The 17,916-nt window shown below is 75.0% G+C and carries 17 protein-coding genes; 6 read left to right on the top strand and 11 right to left on the bottom strand.

Annotation, left to right across the window (positions count from 1 at the left end; genetic code table 11):
* Window positions 1–7: 7 nt before the first annotated feature.
* Genes BJ999_RS18530 through BJ999_RS18520 form a run of 3 tightly spaced genes read right to left on the bottom strand, consistent with a single transcriptional unit; the run spans window position 8 to window position 2,690 of the window.
* On the bottom strand, window positions 8–949 hold the full coding sequence (locus BJ999_RS18530) for an ABC transporter substrate-binding protein (RefSeq protein WP_179834457.1): 942 nt from the start codon (window positions 947–949) through the stop codon (window positions 8–10).
* Window positions 946–1,755, bottom strand: coding sequence for a deaminated glutathione amidase (locus BJ999_RS18525; protein ID WP_179834456.1), 810 nt, complete (start codon window positions 1,753–1,755; stop codon window positions 946–948). The genes BJ999_RS18530 and BJ999_RS18525 overlap by 4 nt, the downstream gene beginning before the upstream one ends.
* On the bottom strand, window positions 1,752–2,690 hold the full coding sequence (locus tag BJ999_RS18520; protein WP_179834455.1) for a periplasmic binding family protein: 939 nt from the start codon (window positions 2,688–2,690) through the stop codon (window positions 1,752–1,754). The genes BJ999_RS18525 and BJ999_RS18520 overlap by 4 nt, the downstream gene beginning before the upstream one ends.
* A gap of 129 nt (window positions 2,691–2,819) precedes the next feature.
* Here BJ999_RS18520 and BJ999_RS18515 point away from each other — a divergent pair, with 129 nt between their 5' ends.
* Window positions 2,820–4,154: an aminotransferase class I/II-fold pyridoxal phosphate-dependent enzyme gene (locus BJ999_RS18515; protein WP_218935123.1), complete on the top strand. Its 1,335-nt coding sequence runs from the start codon at window positions 2,820–2,822 to the stop codon at window positions 4,152–4,154.
* Here BJ999_RS18515 and BJ999_RS18510 read toward each other — a convergent pair.
* From BJ999_RS18510 to BJ999_RS18500, 3 genes are read right to left on the bottom strand one after another with little or no spacing between them, the layout of a single operon-like run.
* On the bottom strand, window positions 4,151–4,594 hold the full coding sequence (locus BJ999_RS18510; RefSeq protein ID WP_179834453.1) for an NUDIX domain-containing protein: 444 nt from the start codon (window positions 4,592–4,594) through the stop codon (window positions 4,151–4,153). The genes BJ999_RS18515 and BJ999_RS18510 overlap by 4 nt on opposite strands.
* On the bottom strand, window positions 4,591–5,229 hold the full coding sequence (locus tag BJ999_RS18505) for a response regulator transcription factor (RefSeq protein ID WP_179834452.1): 639 nt from the start codon (window positions 5,227–5,229) through the stop codon (window positions 4,591–4,593). Before BJ999_RS18505 ends, BJ999_RS18510 begins: the two co-directional genes overlap by 4 nt.
* Window positions 5,217–6,437, bottom strand: coding sequence for a sensor histidine kinase (locus BJ999_RS18500; RefSeq protein WP_179834451.1), 1,221 nt, complete (start codon window positions 6,435–6,437; stop codon window positions 5,217–5,219). The genes BJ999_RS18505 and BJ999_RS18500 overlap by 13 nt, the downstream gene beginning before the upstream one ends.
* Window positions 6,438–6,610: 173 nt before the next feature.
* Between BJ999_RS18500 and BJ999_RS18495 the strand changes: the two genes are divergently transcribed.
* From BJ999_RS18495 to BJ999_RS18475, 5 genes are all read left to right on the top strand, one after another.
* Entirely contained in the window at window positions 6,611–7,342 is a 732-nt protein-coding gene (locus BJ999_RS18495; RefSeq protein ID WP_218935122.1) for an ABC transporter ATP-binding protein, read from the top strand.
* Entirely contained in the window at window positions 7,339–9,765 is a 2,427-nt protein-coding gene (locus tag BJ999_RS18490; protein WP_179834450.1) for an ABC transporter permease, read from the top strand. Before BJ999_RS18495 ends, BJ999_RS18490 begins: the two co-directional genes overlap by 4 nt.
* 11 nt (window positions 9,766–9,776) lie before the next feature.
* Window positions 9,777–9,947, top strand: coding sequence for a hypothetical protein (locus BJ999_RS18485; protein WP_179834449.1), 171 nt, complete (start codon window positions 9,777–9,779; stop codon window positions 9,945–9,947).
* 110 nt (window positions 9,948–10,057) lie between these two features.
* Complete coding sequence (locus BJ999_RS18480) at window positions 10,058–10,897, top strand: DUF4253 domain-containing protein (RefSeq protein ID WP_179834448.1); 840 nt, start codon at window positions 10,058–10,060, stop codon at window positions 10,895–10,897.
* Between the two features lie 28 nt (window positions 10,898–10,925).
* Window positions 10,926–12,065 carry a VldE C-terminal domain-containing protein gene (locus BJ999_RS18475; RefSeq protein WP_179834447.1) on the top strand — a complete coding sequence of 380 codons (1,140 nt, stop codon included), beginning with the start codon at window positions 10,926–10,928 and terminating at the stop codon, window positions 12,063–12,065.
* Between the two features lie 7 nt (window positions 12,066–12,072).
* Here the strand turns inward: BJ999_RS18475 and BJ999_RS18470 are convergent, their stop codons facing one another.
* The 5 genes from BJ999_RS18470 to BJ999_RS18450 all read right to left on the bottom strand — a co-directional run bounded on the left by BJ999_RS18470 (window position 12,073) and on the right by BJ999_RS18450 (window position 17,908).
* The gene (locus BJ999_RS18470) at window positions 12,073–14,040 is read right to left on the bottom strand and encodes an ATP-binding SpoIIE family protein phosphatase (protein ID WP_179834446.1); all 1,968 of its coding nucleotides are present in this window, start codon (window positions 14,038–14,040) and stop codon (window positions 12,073–12,075) included.
* Between the two features lie 93 nt (window positions 14,041–14,133).
* Entirely contained in the window at window positions 14,134–14,907 is a 774-nt protein-coding gene (locus tag BJ999_RS18465; RefSeq protein WP_179834445.1) for an SDR family oxidoreductase, read from the bottom strand.
* Window positions 14,908–14,957: 50 nt separating this feature from the next.
* The gene (locus BJ999_RS18460; protein WP_179834444.1) at window positions 14,958–15,818 is read right to left on the bottom strand and encodes a spermidine synthase; all 861 of its coding nucleotides are present in this window, start codon (window positions 15,816–15,818) and stop codon (window positions 14,958–14,960) included.
* A gap of 43 nt (window positions 15,819–15,861) precedes the next feature.
* Window positions 15,862–16,890, bottom strand: a complete 1,029-nt coding sequence (locus BJ999_RS18455) for an ABC transporter ATP-binding protein (RefSeq protein ID WP_179834443.1) — start codon at window positions 16,888–16,890, stop codon at window positions 15,862–15,864.
* Window positions 16,874–17,908, bottom strand: a complete 1,035-nt coding sequence (locus BJ999_RS18450) for an ABC transporter ATP-binding protein (RefSeq protein ID WP_179834442.1) — start codon at window positions 17,906–17,908, stop codon at window positions 16,874–16,876. The genes BJ999_RS18455 and BJ999_RS18450 overlap by 17 nt, the downstream gene beginning before the upstream one ends.
* Window positions 17,909–17,916: the final 8 nt, after the last annotated feature.

Raw genomic sequence — 17,916 nt, 5'->3', positions numbered from 1 at the left:
CGCCGCCTCACCCCTTCCTGGGCGCCAGGTTCACGCCCGGCTTGTCGAGCATGTTGTCGGTCAGGTCCCACTTGGTCATGACCTTCTTGTACGTGCCGTTCTCGATCAGCTTCCGGAACCCTTCGAGCAGGACGTCCCGCAGCGGTGAGCCCTTGGCGACGACCGAGCCCTGGTAGAGGTCGTCGAACCCGTTGGGCTTGCCCGTCCCGGCGAGCTCCAGGTCGTCGCCCGACTGCTTCACGAAGTAGCTGAGCGGCGCCTGCGAGGAGAAGAAGCCGTCGGCCCGGTGGGACCGGACGGCGAGGATCGCGGTCGGCTGGTCCTTGTACGACTGCACCTGCACGGCGGGCTTGCCCTGCTGGACGCACGCGGCCGACTGGGTCTTGGCGACGTCCTCGGCGGAGCCGCCCGCCATCACCGAGATCTTCGTCCCGCACGTGTCGGCGATGGAGCCGATGTGCTTGGGGTTGCCCTTGGGGACGGCGAAGACGACGAACTCGCGGACCCAGTCGACGAAGTCGTTGGCGGCCTCGCGCTCGGGGAAGTCGCCGACCGGTCCCATCGCGAAGTCGTACCGGTCGGCCTTGATGCCGGTGAGCAGGCTGGGCAGCCCGTCCACGGTGACGTGCTCGATCTTGACGCCGAGCAGCTGGCTGAGCGCGGTGGACAGGTCGGCGGACGCGCCGCTCAGCGACCGCCCGTCCGAGCCCGCGATCTCGTAGGGCGGGAACGAGCCGTTGTTGACCGAGATCAGCTTGCCGGACGCCTTGTTCTTGGCGGGCAGCCGGTCGTGCAGCCCGTGGTCGAGCGTCTGGCGGAGGTCGGCGGCGCCGACGCCCTGCGAGGACTTGCCGTTGAGGATCCCCTCGGCCTCGGGCGGATTCGCCCCGCACGCGGCGGTCCCCGCGAGCAGGGCCGCCGCCGACAGGGCGGCGATGGCGCGTCTCATGCGGTCTCCTTCAGAGGGCGGATGGACGGGTCGACGCGGAACCGGCGGTTGGCGAGCACGGGCAGCGCGCGGCGGGCCTCGGCCAGTTCGTCGCGGTCGGCGATGGCCCACAGGAGGCCGGGCCGGCCGCCCAGCCGGTCGCGGACGGTGCCGAGCGGGTCGACGACCATGCTCGATCCGATGTTGCGGCGGCCGCACTCCCCCGACGCCGCGACGTAGCAGGTGTTCTCCAGCGCGCGGGCGGTCACCATGACCTCCCAGTGCCGCTCCTTCGCGGGACCGCGCACCCAGGCGGCCGGCACCGCGAGCACGTCGGCGCCCGCGTCGACCAGCAGCCTGGCCATTTCGGGGAATCTTACGTCGTAGCAGGTCATGAGCCCGACCCGCCAGCCGTCGCAGTCGACGACCACGGGCTCGCCGTCGCCGGGCGTCACCCGGTCGGACTCCCTGGCGCCGAACGCGTCGTAGAGATGGACCTTGCGGTAGGCGGCGACGAGCTCGCCGTCGCGGACGGCGACGAGGGTGTTGTGGACCCTGCCGTCGCCCGCCGGCTCGTGGACGCCCGCGACGACCGTGGTGCGCGAGCCCCTGCTGTGGGCGCGCAGGCCGGTGACGAAGGGGCCGTCCAGCGGCTGCGCCGCCCCGGCGATCCGGTCGGGCTCGTCGATGAACAGCGCGAGGGAGTCCTCGGGCAGCACCAGCAGGCCGGCGCCGCCCCCGACGGCCTCGTCGATCAGCGTCATGCAGGTCTTGAGGTTGGTCTGCCAGTCCTCGGTGGAGGCGAACTGGCCCACGGCGATCCTCATCCGAAGAGCTCCTCGGCCTTGATCGGGCGGGGCGCGATGCCCTGCTCGTACAGCTCCGCGCAGAACGCGGCGGTCATGGCGGCGTTGGCCCCGGTCCCGTAGGGCATCCAGTCGGGTCCGAAGATCCGCGCCTGCGCCTCCAGCTCGTCCAGCAGCCAGGGCGTGGTGTCGGCGAGCAGCCGGCGGCGCTCCAGCCAGAGGCGCTTGGACGCCTCGAAGGCGTCCTGGACGACCTCGGGGAGCCAGGGATGGGCGTCCACGACCTCGCGCTTGAGGGCGAGGAGGTGGATGCCCGGGACGAACCCGGTCCGGGCGTAGTAGGCGGTCTCGGCGGCGCGGTAGTCGCCGTAGAGGTGGCGGAAGCGGCCGCGGGCGGTGAACATCTCCGGCGGCATGAACGGGGTGAAGACCGCGTCGAGGCTCCCGTCGGCGAGCCCTTCGATGAGGGGCGTGCCCGTGACCCGCACGTTGCCGGGCAGCGGGCGGGGGCCGACGCGGTCCTTGCCGGTCTCGCCGGCCGCGAGGGACCCGACGCGCCACTGGATGCCGGACAGGTCGACTCCCTCGGCCCGCAGCAGCGCCCGCGTCCAGGTGTTGCCGGAGTCGGGCCAGCCGGTGAGCCCGATCGTGGCGCCCGCCAGGTCCCGCGGCGAGGAGGGGCCGCCGCTCCAGCGGACGAGCACGCAGCGGTGCCGGAAGCCGCGCATCAGGAACACCGGCAGGCCCACGAGCCGGTCGTCGCCGCCCGCCCGCGCGAGGGCGTAGCGGCTGAAGGACGTCTCGCCGCCGTCCAGGTCCGGCTCTGCGAGGACGTCGGGGGTGGTGTCCCGGGTCTCGACCTCCAGGGCCGCCCCGCGGGCGCCGGCCCGGCCGGTCAGCAGCGGGACGAGATGGTCCCAGTCCCGCACCGCCAGACGAATCCGTGGAATCGGCACAGCACTCCATTTCCGCATGTAGAAGGGGGTTTGCCCGCATACCGGGCGCGATGGGACCCGACTTTAGGGTCTGTTTGTAGCCAGTACAATGGGCGTTTTGTTACTGCACATAACTCGTCCGGAGGTAGCGTGATCGACGCGGCGTGGCTGGCCGAGCACATCGGCGACCGCACGGCCCGGGGCATCGCCGCCGCGATGACGAGCCTGATCCGCAGCGGGGAGATTCCCGCGGGCACCCGGCTGCCGACCGTCCGGGGCCTCGCGGCTGAGCTCGGGGTGAGCCCCGGCACCGTCGCCGACGCCTGGACGACGCTGCGCCGGCACCGCGTCGTCAGCGCCCAGCGCCGGCGCGGCACCGTGGTGATCGGCCCGCCGAACGTCCCGCATCCGGCGCGGTACGAGCGGATCGGGGAGTTCGGCACCCGGCTCGCCGTCGACCTCGCCGTCGCGGCGCCCGACCCGGCGCTGCTGCCGCCCCTGGGCGCGGCGCTCGCGGCCGGCGCGCGGACCCCGCAACTGAACGGCTACACCCGCGAGACGATCACGCCCGCCCTGCGCGCCGCCGTCGAGCCGGGCTGGCCGTTCCCCGCCGCCGGCATGCTCACCACGGGCGGCGGCTACGAGGGCGTCCAGCTCGTCTGCCAGACCGTCGCCGTCCCCGGCGACCGCATCGCCGTGGAGGATCCGACCGGTGCCCGGCTGCTGGACATCCTGGAGGCGCAGGGCGCGGAGATCGTCCCGGTGTCGTGCGACGCCGAGGGCCCGGAGCCGGACTCCCTCGCCGAGGCCCTCGCGGCCGGGCCGGCCGCGTTCGTGTACCAGCCGCGCGCCCACACGCCACGCGGGCACGCGCTCACCCCCGCGCGCGCCGCCGCGCTCGCCGCGCTCCTCGCGCCGGTCGGCACGCTCGTGATCGAGGACGACGGCACCGGCGAGGTGTCCGCCTCACCGGCCGTCAGCGTCGGGACCCATCTGCCGGACCGCACCGTCCTGGTGCGCTCCTACTCCAAGTCGCACGGCCCCGATCTGCGCATCGCGGTGATCGGCGGTGCGGCCGAGCCGGTGGAGAGGGTCCGGGTCCTGCGCAGCTTCGGCACCGGCTGGACGAGCCGCGTCCTGCAGGACGCCCTGGCGCACCTGCTGACGGACCCCGCGACCGGCGACCTCGTGGCACGGGCACGCCTGGCCTACGCAGAGCGCCGTGACGGGCTGGCCGCCGCGCTCGCCGAGCGGGGCGTGCCGACGGGCAACCGCGACGGCCTGATGCTGTGGGTTCCGGTCGCCGACGAGTCGGGCGCCCTGGTCACGCTGGCCGCGCACGGCGTCGCCGCCGCGCCCGGCAGCCGCTACCAGATCGTCCCGTCCGGCCCGCACCTGCGGATCGCGACGAGCCGCCTGCACGACGCGCCGTTCCCCCTCCCGGAGCTGGCCGACCTGATCGCGCTGGCCGCGCGGCCCCGCTAGGGAACGAGCCCGGGGAGGTCGCCGGCGTGGTCGCGCAGGTAGGTGGAGAGCATCTCGGGGACGAGGTCCAGGGGCTCCAGGCCGGCGGGCGTGCACGGGACGAGGTCCACGTCGTAACGCCCCTTCGCGGGGTCGTCGAACTCGGGACCGTGCCGGCGCGAGAGGTCCATCGCCACCAGGCGGCAGACGTAGAAGGTGTTGATGCGGTGCAGCTCGGGGCCCTGCTCGGCGCACGCGAAGACCTGCCGGACGGGCCCGACGGTCGCGCCGAGCTCCTCGTCCAGCTCCCGGCGCAGCGCGGCCTCGCGGGAGGCGTCGGTGGGCTCGATCTTGCCGCCCGGGGTCGTCCAGTAGACGGCCCGGCCGGGCACGGTGCGGCGCAGCAGGACGAGCGCGTCTCCGTCCAGCAGGAGGGCGCGGGCGGCCCGGCGGACCCTCACGAGTTCAGGTAGGCCAGGACGGCGAGCACGCGGCGGTGCCCGCTGTCGGTGGGCGGGAGGCCGAGCTTGGCGAACACGGCGCCGATGTGCTTGCTCACCGACCGCTCGGTGATGACGAGGGTCGCGGCGATCGTGGCGTTGTCGAGGCCCTGCGCCATCAGTCCGAGAACCTCCCGCTCGCGGGGCGTGAGCTGCTGGAGCGGGTCGTGCCGGGACGTCATCAGCTGGGACACGACCTCGGGGTCCAGGGCGGTGCCCCCGGCGGCGACGCGGTCCAGGGCGTCGAGGAACTCGTCGACGCGGCCGACCCGGTCCTTGAGCAGGTAGCCGACGCCCCCGGCGCCGCCGGCCAGCAGCTCGGCGGCGTAGGTCTGTTCGACGTACTGCGAGAGGACCAGCACCGGCAGTCCCGGTAGCCGCCTGCGCGCCTCGATCGCCGCGCGGAGCCCCTCGTCGCGGAACCCCGGCGGCAGCCGCACGTCGAGGACGGCGGCGTCCGGGCGATGCTCCAGCAGGGCGGGCAGCACGTCCGGGCCGCTGCCGGCGGCGGCGACCACCTTGTGGCCGCCCGCGTCCAGCAGCATGGCGAGGCCCTCGCGCAGCAGGACGCTGTCCTCCGCGATCACGATCCGCACGGCAGCTCCACCTGAAGCGTCGTCCCTTCCCCGTCGGGGCTGTCCAGGCGGGTCGCCCCGTCGAGCGCCGCCACCCGGCGGCGGATGCCCGCCAGGCCGCTGCCCCGGTCCGGGTCGGCCCCGCCCTTGCCATCATCCCGCACGGTGATCGTGAGGCGGGCGGGTTCGCGGCGGAGGGCGACCCACCCGTGCCGGGCGCCGCTGTGCCTGGCGATGTTGGTGAGGGCCTCGGCCACGACGAAGTAGGCGGCGGCCTCGACGGCGGCGGGCGCCCTGGCGTCCTCGACGTGCAGCTCGACGGGGATCGGCTGCCCGGCGGCGAGGGCCCGCAGCGCCCCGGCCAGCCCGCGGTCGGACAGGATCGGCGGGTAGATGCCGCGGATCACCGTCCGCAGCTGCGCAAGGGCCTCCTCGACGCCCTCCCTGGCCTCCAGGAACAGCGTCCGGGCCGCGTCCGGCTCGGCGTCGAAGCGGCGGTCGGCGAGGCCGAGCCGCAGGGCGGCGGCGACGAGCTGTGCCTGCGTCCCGTCGTGCAGGTCGCGCTCGATGCGGCGCAGCTCGGCGCCGTGCGCCTCCAGGGCCTCGGCGCGGGTCTCGGTCAGCTCCTCGACCCGCTCGGCGAGACTGGTGCGCCGGGTGGGCGACAGCAGGACCTCGGCGAGCCCGGCCTGCCACCGCCGGAGCCTCGGCACCAGCCACAGCAGGATGGCCAGGTCGAAGGCCCCCTGCAGGAACGGCATCGTCAGTGCCTTCGGCCAGCTGTCCAGGGTGATGAACGCCGCCTGGGAGCCCTCGGGCGCCGCCCACCACCACAGCGGCAGCGACAGCGTGAACGGGATGGCGGGCCACACCGAGACCGCGATCGCGGCCGCCGCCAGGGCGGTGAGCCCGTGCGCCGCCATCCAGGCCGCGTCCCGCCAGGTGGAGGGCGACCGCAGCAGGCGGCGCGCCTCACCGAGCCCCTCGCCCGAGGACGGCCGATACGGCTCGGGGATCTCGCGGCCGAGGACGCGTCCGGCCCGTCGCCGCTCGGCGTTCGCGAGCGCCCGCAGGGGCTTCACGGCCGCCGGCAGCCACGGCAGCACGAGCAACGACAGGGCCAGCGCCGCCACGAGCGGGGCGAGCCCGGCCATCGCGGGCAGGCCCGTGCGCAGGGCGCCGACCAGCTCGCCGGTCGCCTCCGCGCTGCGTCTCAGGGCTCTGTTCATCTCACCTCGCAGCACACCGTAAGCGACGCCGGCGACCCGCGCACCCGGGCGTGCCCCCAGGCCGGTGGTGTAGCCCGCTACACCACCGTTTCGGGAGTGCGCGCCCATGTGCCCGCACCCCCGCGGAACCTAGGTTCGTCCAGGTGAGAGGCGGCATCCCACGGAGGGGAACCATGACCACGATGACGGCCGAGGCGACCGCGGAGGCGGTGGGCCTGGACGCGGTCACCAAGACCTACGGGGCCGTGCGGGCCCTGGACGGCGTCACCTGGACGTTCCGCCGCGGCGGGTTCACCGCGGTGATGGGGCCGTCCGGGTCGGGCAAGAGCACGTTCCTGCACTGCGCGTCCGGACTCGACCGCACGAGCGGCGGCACGGTCCGGATCGGCGGCGTGGACATCGGCGGGCTCAGCGAGGCGAAACGGACGCGGCTGCGCCGGGAGCGGATCGGGTTCGTGTTCCAGGCGTTCAACCTGATCCCGTCCATGGACGTCGAGCAGAACATCACGCTCCCGCTGCGGCTGGGCGGCGCCGAGCCCGACCCCGCCCGGCTGGAGGAGATCGTCCGGCGGGTGGGCCTCGCGGACCGGCTGCGGCACCGCCCGTCCGAGCTGTCCGGCGGGCAGCAGCAGCGCGCCGCGCTCGCCCGTGCGCTGATCACCCGCCCCGAGGTCGTCTTCGCCGACGAGCCGACCGGCGCCCTCGACCCGCGCACGGCCCGCGACGTCCTGCGGATGCTGCGCGAGGCGGTCGACCTGACCGGCCAGACGGTCGTCCTGGTCACCCACGACCCGATGGCCGCCGTGTGGGCCGACTCGGTGCTGTTCCTCAGCCGCGGCCGCATCGTCGACGAGCTGGCCTCCCCGACCGCGTCCGCCGTCCTGTCCCGCTGGGAGACGCTGTGAGGGGAAGAGGGGCGTTCGCCGGGATCTTCGTCGCGCTGGCGTTCGCGGCGACGCTCGTGGGGGCGTGCGGGGTGCTGCTGGAGTCGGCGCTGCGGGCGCACGCGCCGGTCGACAGGTTCGGCGCCGCGGCCGCGGTCGTCACCGGCCCGCGGAACGTCACGGACCAGATGGGGAGGTTCGCGGACGAGCCGGAGGAGCAGAGCCGGCCGCTGACCGAGCCGGGCCCCGTCCCGGTCGCGGCCGCGGCGGGACTGCGGGGCGTTCCGGGCGTGCGGGACGTGGTCGCGGACGTGTCCTTCCCCGCCGTGCTCTCCTCGGGGCGGCCGGTGACGGGGCACGGCTGGGAGTCGGCGGCGCTCCGGCCCTACCGGTTGAACGCGGGCCGCGCTCCGCTGGCGCCGGACGAGGTCGTGCTGAGCCGGTCGTCTGGCATGGCGCCCGGGGCGGTGGTCCGCATCCAGGTCGACGGGCCGCCCCGCCGCTACCGGGTGTCCGGGCTCGTCTCCGAGGGCCCCGCCGCGGCGTTCTTCACCGCGGCGACGGCCGCGGCCCTCGACGGGCGCCCGGGCCTCGCCGACGCTCTCGCGGTGCTCGGCGACCCCGACGAGGACGCCCTCCGCAGGGCCGTTCCCGGGCTCGCCGTCTCCTTCGGCACGGAGCGCGGTGACGCCGAGGATCCGGCCGTCGCCGCCGCGCGTCCCGACATCGTGGAGCTGTCCGCCTCGCTCGGCGGGGTCGCGGTGATGACGGCGCTCGTGGTCGTCGGCGGCCTGATCGTGCTGTCGGTGCGGGAGCGGGCACGCGAGTTCGCGCTGCTGCGGGCGGTCGGCGCGACGCCGGGGCAGGTGCGGGGACGCCTCCTGCGCGAGACGCTGCGGGTCGGGGCGCCGGGCGCGCTGGCCGGTGGCGCCCTGTCCCTCGGGGCGGGCGCCGCACTGCACGCCGCGATGGTCCGCAAGGGCGTCCTGCCGGACGGCTTCGGGCTGGCGCTCGGTCCGCTGCCCGTCCTCGCGGCGGTCGCGACCACGCTGCTCGCCGCCACCGCGACCGCGTTCCTCGCCTCCCTGCGGCCGTCGCGGATCCGGCCCGTGGAGGCGCTCGGCGAGGCCGCCGCCGAGAACCCGCGCCTGCCCCGCTGGCGCGTCGTCACCGGCGCCGTCTTCCTCCTCGCCGGGCTGAACGCGCTCGGGTTCTCGGCGGGCGCCACGGGCGCCGCCGCGAACGCCTCGATCGGCGGCCTGGTCATCTCGCTGATCGTCGCCACGGCCTTCCTCGGGCCGCTGGTGGCGCGGGCCGGGAACCGGGTGCTGGGCCGCGCCGCCCGGGCCGCCTCGCCGGTGGCCGGGCGGATGGCCCAGCACGCCGCCGGCACCGCCGCCCTGCGCGCCGGGTCACTGATCACTCCGGTCGCCCTGGCCGTCGCGTTCGCGGGCGTCCAGCTCTTCGCGCAGTCCACCGTCGCCCACGCCGCGCGGACGCAGGCGGAGGAGGGGAACCGCGCCGACCGGATCGTCGTGGCGGCGGGCCCCGGGCTCCCGCGCGGCGCCGCCGGATCGGTACGCCGCGTCCCCGGCGTGACGGCCGCGACGCCGGTCAAGCGCACCGGCGTCGTCATGGCGGTCAAGGAACTGGGCGAGAAGAACCTGCGCTCGCTGAACGGCAGCGGCATCGGCTCGGACGCCTCCGCCACGATGGACCCGGGAGTGTCGTCCGGCCGGCTCGGCGATCTGCGCGGCGACGCCGTCGCGCTCAGCCGGGACGTCGCCGGCGGCCTGCACGTCGGCTCGACGGCGCCGCTGTGGCTCGCGGACGGGACGCGGATCCGGGCGCGCGTCGTGGCCGTCTACGACCGCGGCCTCGGCTTCGGCGACGTGCTGCTCCCCCACGACCTAGTGGCCGCGCACTCCGCCTCGCCGCTCGACGACCGCGTACTCGTCCGCGGACGGGCGGACCTGAGCGCGGTCACCGCCGCCTACACCGGGGCCAGGGTGGTCACCCCGGACGCCTTCGAGGCGGGGCTCTCGCAGGAGATCAGGCTCCAGGGGTTCGTCAGCCTGCTGGTGGTCGCCGCGATCACGGGATTCATCCTCATCGGCCTCGTCACGACGCTGGCGGTGGCGACGGCGGCGCGCCGCCGCGAGTTCGCGCTGCTGCGGCTGGTGGGCGCCACCCGCCGGCAGGTCCTGCGGATGCTGCGCCTTGAGGCCGCGATCGTGCTCGGCACCGGCATCGCGGTCGGCGCCCTCATCGCGGCGGTGACCCTGACGGCGTTCGCGGCCCGCGTGACCGGCCTCCCCCTGCCCTCCGTCCCGCCTCTGGCGTGCGCGGTGATCCTCCTCGGCGTGGCCGGATCCGGCGCCGCCGCGATCCTCCTCCCGGCGCGCGCCGTGCTGCGCCGGCGCACCCCTCCCTCCCTCTCCTGAAAGGCACCTCCATGAGCAACTCCACCCGCTGGACCCTGGTCTGCATCCTCATCGGCGTGAACGTCCTGTCGAACGCGGTCCTCGGGGACGGCTGGATCCAGATCGCCGTCAGCGCCGTCACCGGCCTCGCCGCCGCCGCCGTCCTGATCGACCTGCTGCTCCGCGGCCGCCGCGAGCCCTGAGCCCGGCGGGGCCGCCCGGCCGGACGAGCGAACCGCAAGGCTCGTCCCCCGGACGGCCCCTACCGCCGTTACGATCGCCACTGGCATGCTCTGTACCGGAACGGCGTGAAATGGATGATGTGGAGGTCCGGCACCTGCCGGGCGACCTGCCGCAGCTGTTCGACGGCGGCGCCGGGGACGGCGCGCCCGGCCGGACGCTGTCGGTTCCGCTGCCCGACGGGGATCTGGTCTGGCCGGACCCCGGGTACCCGCAACGGCAGCTCCTCCTGCGGCCCGCGTTCTGGCTGAGCGACGAGCCCGCCGGCGGCGAGCTGTGGGCCCGGTTCCGCGCCGAGCACGCCAGGTCGGGGCTGTGGCCGCTGCTCATGGACGAGTCCGACCAGCCGTGGGCGGCGGGCCAGATCGCCCCCGAACCGGTCGCCGAGATCGGCAACTACCACCCCCACGCGTTCATGTACGAGGTGTGGGCGGACTGGGCCGAGCAGGCCGCCGACGACGACCACGACGACCTCGCCCCGTACGGGCGGCACTGCCCCGGACCCGCGCCCGCCGGCGTCCCGCTCGACGACCCCGATGCCACGGCCGACCGGCACGCCCGCGCCCTGGCCGCCCGCGGCCTGTCGCTCGGCCTGGTCGCGGTGGACCGCGGCGCAGACGCCCTCGCCGCCGTCGGCTGGCAGGGCGCGCTGAACCACAACGAGTGGACGGCGCCGCTCGCGGCCGTCCTGCGCAGCTGGGAGGACCGCTTCGGCGCCCGCGTAGTCGCGCTCGGCTTCAACACCCTGGAGCTCAGCGTCGCCGCGCCGCCCGTGAGCACCCGGCACGCCGTGCACGTCGCGGCCGAGCACTGGGCGTTCTGCCCCGACATCCTTTTCCAGGGGCCCGGCACCCTCGCCGGGTACGCCGAGGAGATCCGCGGCAAGACCAACTGGTCGTTCTGGTGGGACTGACCGGCGACGGAGACGGGGGCGGGCACGGATGCGACGCAGTGGCAGGGCACTCTCCGCGGTCATCGCGGCCGGGATCGTCCTCACCCTCGCGGCCGACGTCACCGTGCTCGCGCGGGACCGGAAGGGCGGCGGGCCCCGCCGGGCGGGGAACCTCGTTTCGGTCGCCGAGGCGCCGCGGACGCCGACCGTCGCGCCGCTGACCCGCCGCTACACCCCGCACCTGCTGGTCGCGGGGACGTCCTCGCTGCCGCCCCGGGCCGTCGAGCGGGCGAAGCGGCTCAAGGGCGTCGCCGGGGTCACGGTCGTGGACGCCGCGCGGGCCAGGGTCGGCGGCCGCCGCATGGGCCTGCTCGGGGTGGACCCCTCGGGGTTCCGCGCGTTCGCGCCCGAGCCCACCGCCGGTTCCGACCAGCTGTGGCAGACGGTCGCGTCCGGCGGCCTCGCGGTGTCGTTCGAGCAGGGCCGCGACGGGGCGCTGCCGCTCGGAGCGGTGGTCCCGGCGGGCCGCAGCGCGAATCCGGCGCGGGTCCGCGTCGGCGCCTACGCCTCGATGGGCATCGGCGACGTCGACGCCGTCGTGTCCCGCGCGCAGGCCCGCACGCTGGGGCTGCCGGACGGGAACGGCCTCGTCATCAGCGCCCCGAAGGCCGACACCGCGGCGCTGGTGAAACACCTGAAGGGGATTCTCCCGCGCGGCACGAAGGTGGCGGCGCTGGCGGCGCCGAAGCGCACTGGCGGCACGCCGCGCAGGAGCGTCCCGCGGGTGACCGGGCGGCCGGACGGGGCGTCCGGCGACCGCTCCCCCATCACCGGCAACGCGATGACGCCCACGATGCGGACCGCCCTGCTGGAGATCGCCGGGATGTTCGGCCCCTTCCCCGTGATCGGCTGCCACCGCTCCACCGGCGACCCGCAGGACCACGGCGACGGCCGCGCCTGCGACTTCATGGAGAGCACCGGCGGCCGGACGCCGAGCCCAGGCGCCCAGCGGCACGGCGACGAGGTCGCCCGGTACGCCGTCGCGAACGCGCGGCGGCTCGGGATCTCCTACGTCATCTGGAAGCAGCACATCTGGAACGTGCGCGGCGGCGGATGGCGGCCGATGGAGGACCGGGGAAGCATCACCCAGAACCACTACGACCACGTCCACATCTCGGTGCTGCGCTAGCCGCCCTTCAGGGAAGCGGCTGCTCGCACCACACCACCTTGCCGTTCTTGGTGCGGCGCACGCCCCAACGCTGCGCCAGCCGCCCCACGACGTGGAGGCCCCGGCCCGACTCGCTCGCCTCGTCCTCGTCGTCGTGGTGGCGGATCCGGGGGCGCCCGTCGGAGGAGTCGAACACCTCGCAGACCAGCCCGCCCTCCCGCACCAGCCGCAACACGATGCGGCCGCCCGCGTGCCGGATGGCGTTGGTGACGAGCTCGGAGGCCAGCAGGGTGGTGGTGTAGGCCATGTCCTCCAGGCCCCAGCGGGCGAGCTGGTCGCGGATGAGGCCGCGCGCCCGGCGCACGGCGGCCGGCTCGGCGGGCAGCTCCCAGGAGGCGTGCCGGTCGGCCGGGATCCGCGCCAGCCGCGCCACGAGCATGGCGATGTCGTCGCGGTGCTGGTCGTCGTAGACGCCGTCGAGGGCCGCCTGGCACAGGTCCTCAAGGGGGCGGGCGGCGGCGCCGGGCCCGAAGGTGGCGCGCAGCCGGGCCAGTCCGTCGTCGATGTCGCGGGCCCGGTTCTCCACCAGGCCGTCGGTGTACAGGAACAGCAGCGTCCCGTCCTCGACGGTGAACTCGCGGCTGACGATGGGGCCCTGGCCGCCGACGCCGAGCGGCGGCGCGGGCGGCACCGGCAGGTACTCCGAGGCCGTGCCGGGCGGGACCAGCAGCGGCGGCAGGTGCCCGGCGCTGGCCACCTCGCACCGGCCGCTGACCGCGTCGTACACGACGTACGCGCAGGTGGCGAAGTGGGGTTCGCGCTCGCCGAGCGTCCGCATCAGGGAGTCGAGCCGCTCCAGCGCCTCCGCGGGCGGCAGCTCCAGCCCGGCGAGGGTGTGGATGGCGGTGCGGAGCCGCCCCATGGTGACGGCCGCCTTCACGCCGTGCCCGGCCACGTCCCCGACGACCAGCGCGACCCGCGCCCCCGGCAGCGCGATCGACTCGTACCAGTCGCCGCCGACCTCGATGAGCCGGCTGCCCGGCAGGTACCGGTGGTGCACCTCCACCGGCGACGGCGCCGACAGCCCGGTCGGCAGGAGGCTGCGCTGCAGGGTCAGCGCGGTCGCCCGCTCCCGCGAGTACTGCCGGGCGCTCTCGACGAAGATGGCCGCCCGGCTGGCGAACTCCATCCCGATCTCGACGTCGTAGGCGTCGAAGGGGCGGTGCGCGACATTGCGCGTGCAGACGAAGAAGCCGAGGACGCCGACCGCCGAGGTGATCGGCAGCAGCAGTATCGACGCGCCCTTGAGCAGTTCGGCGACCGGCGGGCGGCGCCACGAGGAGGCGAGCCTCGCCGCGCCCTCTCCGCCGAGCGCCCGCAGCACCGGCTCGCCGGACGCCAGGCACAGCGCGTGCGGGGTCCCCTCCGGGTAGACCAGGGACTCCCCGGTCGGGAACGTCGCGTCCCAGGCCGGGTCACGGTCGTCGAAGCCGATCGCCATCCGGCGCAGCTGCGGGCCGTCGGGGCCCTGCGGCCCCTCGTCGGCGTCGATGTGGCTCTCCAGCAGCATCAGCGCGCCGGAATTGCAGAAGTGCGGGACGAGCACGTCCATCAGTCCGCGCGCCAGCAATTCCAGGTCGAGCGTGGAACCGATCCGCGGGAGCGCGTCGTCCAGCAGGGCGCGGCGGATGACGGCCGGGTCGACGAACCGGTCCGCGAGCGGCACGGGCACCTTCACCACGGCCAGCGCCGCGATCTCGGGCGCACCGCCGCTCATCGGGTGGACGGTCACGACCGCGTCGAGCAGACCGCCGACGGGAGTCTCCACGGCGAGCATGGCGGTGCGCTCCCGCCCGGCCCTCAGCGCATCCATCAGCGGCCTGTGCGCGCCGGGGATCACCTCGTCCAGCCGGGCGCCCAGCAGGCCGTCCGCATTCGGGCACAGAACCGCCGCGGCGTTGCGGTCGAACTGAAGAATTCTCCCCGACGAATCCATGCCGAGAATGAGAATTCGGGTGGACGACTCCATCGCTCGATTATGGGACATGGCGGGGCCCGATGAGACCGATACGGGCGGGGAATCCGTCCCTTACCGATGCGTATGGGTCTCGGCCAGGAACTGACGCCAGGTCCGGTTCCCCACGGCGTGGTCCGGCGCCAGGTGATGGCCTTCGCGGAAGGCCCGCGCGGCGCGTCCGGGAAGCGGCACCGGCACCCGGACGGGACGCCGCAACCCGCGCGCCTTCAGGTAGTCCCGCATCATCTCCTCGACCGTGAGCACCTCCGGGCCGCCCAGGTCGTCGACCCGCCGCGCGGGCCCGGCGGCCAGGGCCAGTTCGGCGAGCCGCCCGGCGACCTCGCCGACCTCGATGGGCTGGTCGCGCAGCCCTCTCGGCAGCAGCATCAGGCCGGGGACTTTGGTGAGCGCCGCGAAGACCGCGTCCGGCAGGGTGTGGAACTGAGTGGCCCGCAAGATCGTGTACGGCAGGCCGGAATCCTCGATCGCCCGCTCCACCGCGTACTTGATCTTGTAATATCTGTAAGGGATCTTGTCGACGCCGACGATCGAGATATAGAGCAGGTGCGGCGCGCCCTGCCGGCGCGCGGCCTCGATCAGCGTCCGCGCGGCCTGCAGGTCCCGCTTGGCGTGGAACGCGTCACTGGCGCAGTGCACGATCGTCTCGACGCCGGCGAGGGCGTCCTCGACCCCTTCGCCGGTGACCAGGTCGCCCTTGCACCAGGTCACCCCTGACTCCGGTTCCCTGGCGCGGCGGCTGAGCGCGCGCACGTCCGCGCCGGCCTCGGCCAGCAGGCGGGTGACGGGCCTGCCGAGCGTGCCGCTCGCCCCGGTCACGAGAATCATGGGAACTCCTTGTCGTTCGTCGTCGGATGCGGAGGGCCGGGCCCCCTCGGTCAGGACCTCCCGAACACCTGCGGCGGCGGGACGGGCGCGGCGATCTCCTCGCCGTCGCGCAGCGACGCGGCGCCGGCGCAGAACGCCGCGAGGTCGCCCCCCTCCAGCAGGCGGGCGCGCGCGGCGCCGCCCGCGGCGCGGCGCGTCAGCTCGGCCGCGGGGAGCGGTTCCCGGGACGCGGCCACGATCAGGTTCCCGAAGCGGCGGCCCCGCAGCACGCCCGGATCGCCCATCACCAGCGTGTGCCGGAACACCGACCGGACCGTCGCGGTCACCCTGCGGGCGAACGGCAGCCGGAAGCCGTCGGCGACGTTGGCCAGGTAGACCCCTCCGGGCCGCAGCACCCGCGCGGCGTCCAGGACGAACTCGCGGGTCGCGAGCTCCGGCGGCATCGACGCCCCGGCGAAGGCGTCCATCACGACCAGGTCGTCGGCCTCGTCCGCCAGCGCCGCGATCCCCGAGCGCCCGTCGGTGATCCGGATCCGCAGGCCGGAGACGCCCTTGACCGGCAGCTGCTCCCGGACGACCTGCACCAGCTCCGCGTCCGGTTCCAGGACGACCTGCCGCGAGCCCGGCCGGGTCGCGGCGATGTAGCGGGGCAGCGTGCACCCGGCGCCGCCGACGTGCACGGCGTCGAACGCCTCCCCGGCCAGGCCGAGCGAGTCGACCACGTCGCCCATCAGGCGCATGTACTCGAAGTCCAGGTAGGTGGGGTCGGACAGGTCCACGTACGACTGGGGGACGCCGTCGACGAGCAGCATCCAGCCGCCGTCGCGGTCGGCGTCGCGGAGCAGCTCGGCCTCCCCGCCGGCGATCTCGAAGGTTCGCGGACGGGGGCCGTGCCTGCCCTTGCGTGCCATGGCTCCCACCCTACGGATCGCGACCAGCGACGCCCGCGACGCCTCAGGTCTGCTCCGTCAGGTCCGTCAGGGCGGCCTCCGCCGCGAAGTGGCAGGCGCTCGGGTGGGCGGAGCCGTCCCGCTCCTCCAGGGCGGGCACCTGCTCCGCGCAGATGTCGCGCGCCTTCCAGCAGCGGGTCCGGAACCGGCAGCCGGACGGCGGGTCCAGCGGCGACGGCGGCTCGCCCTCCAGCCGGATCTGCTCCGCCCAGCCGGGCGCGTCGGGATCGGGCACCGGGACGGCCGACAGCAGCGCCTGCGTGTACGGGTGGGTGGGGTGCTCGTAGATCTGGGCCTCGTCGCCGGTCTCGACGACCTTGCCCAGGTACATCACGGCGATCCGGTCGGAGATGTGGCGGACGGCGGCCAGGTCGTGCGCGATGAACACGTACGCCAGGCCGAGCTCGCGCTGCAGCTCGGCGAGCAGGTTCATCACCTGCGCCTGGACGGACACGTCCAGCGCCGACACCGGCTCGTCGCACACGATGACGTCGGGCCGCAGCGCCAGCGCGCGGGCGATGCCGACGCGCTGGCGCTGCCCGCCGGAGAACTGGTGCGGGTAGCGGTTGACGTGCGCGGGGTCGAGGCCGACGAGCTCCAGCAGCTCCTGCACGCGCCCGCGCCGCTCGCCCTTCGGCGCGACCTCGGGATGGACGGCGAACGGCTCCCCCACGATGTCGCCGACCGTCATACGCGGGTTGAGCGAGGAGTAGGGATCCTGCATCACCATCTGCACGCGGCGGCGCAGCGCCCGCAGCTCCGGCTTCGGCAGCGCGAAGATGTCGCGGCCGTCGAAGCGGACCGTCCCGGCGGTGGGACGCTCGGCGGCGAGCAGCAGCTTGGCCAGCGTCGACTTCCCGCACCCCGACTCGCCGACCACCCCGAGGGTCTCGCCGCGCCGCAGCTCCAGGTCCACCCCGTCCACGGCCTTGATCTGCCCGACCGCGCGCTTGACCACGACGCCGCGGGTCACGGGGTAGTGCTTGACGAGCCCCTCCACCCGCAGGATCGGGTCCTCACTCGGCTCCGGCACGGTGCACCTCCTCGGCGAAGTGGCAGGCGGCCTCGTGCCCGGGGGCGACGGTGACCAGCGGCGGCCGCTCCGCCGCGCAGAGGGCCTCGGCACGGGGGCAGCGCGGCTGGAACGGGCAGCCCGGCGGGAGCGCGGCCGGGTTCGGCGGCGCCCCCTTGATCGGGACGAGCGGGCCGCCCCGCCGGTCGAGCCGCGGCACCGAGGCCAGCAGGCCCCGGGTGTAGGGGTGGGCGGGCCGCGCGTACAGCTCCCGGGCGGGCGCCTGCTCGGCGACCGACCCCGCGTACATGACCACGATCCGGTCGGCGACGCCGGCGACGACGCCGAGGTCGTGGGTGATCAGCACCATGCCCATGCGCAGCTCGTCCTGCAGCCCCGCCAGCAGCCGCATGATCTGCGCCTGCACGGTGACGTCGAGCGCGGTGGTCGGCTCGTCGGCGATCAGCACGTCCGGCTCCAGCGCCAGCGCCATCGCGATCATGATGCGCTGCCGCATGCCGCCGGAGAACTGGTGCGGGTAGTCGCCCAGCCGCTTGGCGGCGGAGGGGATCCGCACCCGCTCCATCAGCTCGACGGTCCTCGCCGTGGCCTCCCGGCGGCCGAGCCCCCGGTGCACCCGGAACATCTCGCGGAGCTGGTCGCCGACCGTGAAGACCGGGTTCAGCGCGGACAGCGCGTCCTGGAAGATCATCGAGATGCGGTCGCCGCGGTAGGCGCGGCGCCGCCGCTCGGACAGGCCGAGCAGTTCCTCGCCGCGCAGCCGCACCGACCCGCGCTCGACGCGGGCGGGCGGGACGTCCAGGATGCCCATCACGGCCTGCGCCGCGACGCTCTTGCCCGATCCCGACTCGCCGAGGATCGCGAGCGTCTCGCCCTCGGCGAGCGTGTACGACAGCCCGTTCACCGCGTGCACGTCCTGGTTCCGCACGCGGAACCGGACGTGCAGGTCCTCGACGCTCAGGAGCGGCGCCTCCGGTTCCGGGGCGGGTACCGGGTCGTCCTTCAGGTCCGTGGTCATGTCTCGGC

The sequence above is a fragment of the Actinomadura citrea genome (genome assembly GCF_013409045.1).
Taxonomy (GTDB): Bacteria; Actinomycetota; Actinomycetes; order Streptosporangiales; family Streptosporangiaceae; genus Spirillospora; species Spirillospora citrea.
This window is presented reverse-complemented; position numbering and strand designations above follow the sequence as displayed.

What these genes read in the sequence shown, in the direction of transcription:
- BJ999_RS18530 (WP_179834457.1), bottom strand. Translation starts at nt 949, where the DNA reads ATGAGACGCGCCATCGCCGCCCTGTCGGCGGCGGCCCTGCTCGCGGGG.
- BJ999_RS18525 (WP_179834456.1), bottom strand. Translation starts at nt 1,755, where the DNA reads ATGAGGATCGCCGTGGGCCAGTTCGCCTCCACCGAGGACTGGCAGACC.
- BJ999_RS18500 (WP_179834451.1), bottom strand. Translation starts at nt 6,437, where the DNA reads ATGAACAGAGCCCTGAGACGCAGCGCGGAGGCGACCGGCGAGCTGGTC.
- BJ999_RS18495 (WP_218935122.1), top strand. Translation starts at nt 6,611, where the DNA reads ATGACCACGATGACGGCCGAGGCGACCGCGGAGGCGGTGGGCCTGGAC.
- BJ999_RS18485 (WP_179834449.1), top strand. Translation starts at nt 9,777, where the DNA reads ATGAGCAACTCCACCCGCTGGACCCTGGTCTGCATCCTCATCGGCGTG.
- BJ999_RS18480 (WP_179834448.1), top strand. Translation starts at nt 10,058, where the DNA reads ATGGATGATGTGGAGGTCCGGCACCTGCCGGGCGACCTGCCGCAGCTG.
- BJ999_RS18475 (WP_179834447.1), top strand. Translation starts at nt 10,926, where the DNA reads ATGCGACGCAGTGGCAGGGCACTCTCCGCGGTCATCGCGGCCGGGATC.
- BJ999_RS18470 (WP_179834446.1), bottom strand. Translation starts at nt 14,040, where the DNA reads ATGGATTCGTCGGGGAGAATTCTTCAGTTCGACCGCAACGCCGCGGCG.
- BJ999_RS18465 (WP_179834445.1), bottom strand. Translation starts at nt 14,907, where the DNA reads ATGATTCTCGTGACCGGGGCGAGCGGCACGCTCGGCAGGCCCGTCACC.
- BJ999_RS18460 (WP_179834444.1), bottom strand. Translation starts at nt 15,818, where the DNA reads ATGGCACGCAAGGGCAGGCACGGCCCCCGTCCGCGAACCTTCGAGATC.
- BJ999_RS18450 (WP_179834442.1), bottom strand. Translation starts at nt 17,908, where the DNA reads ATGACCACGGACCTGAAGGACGACCCGGTACCCGCCCCGGAACCGGAG.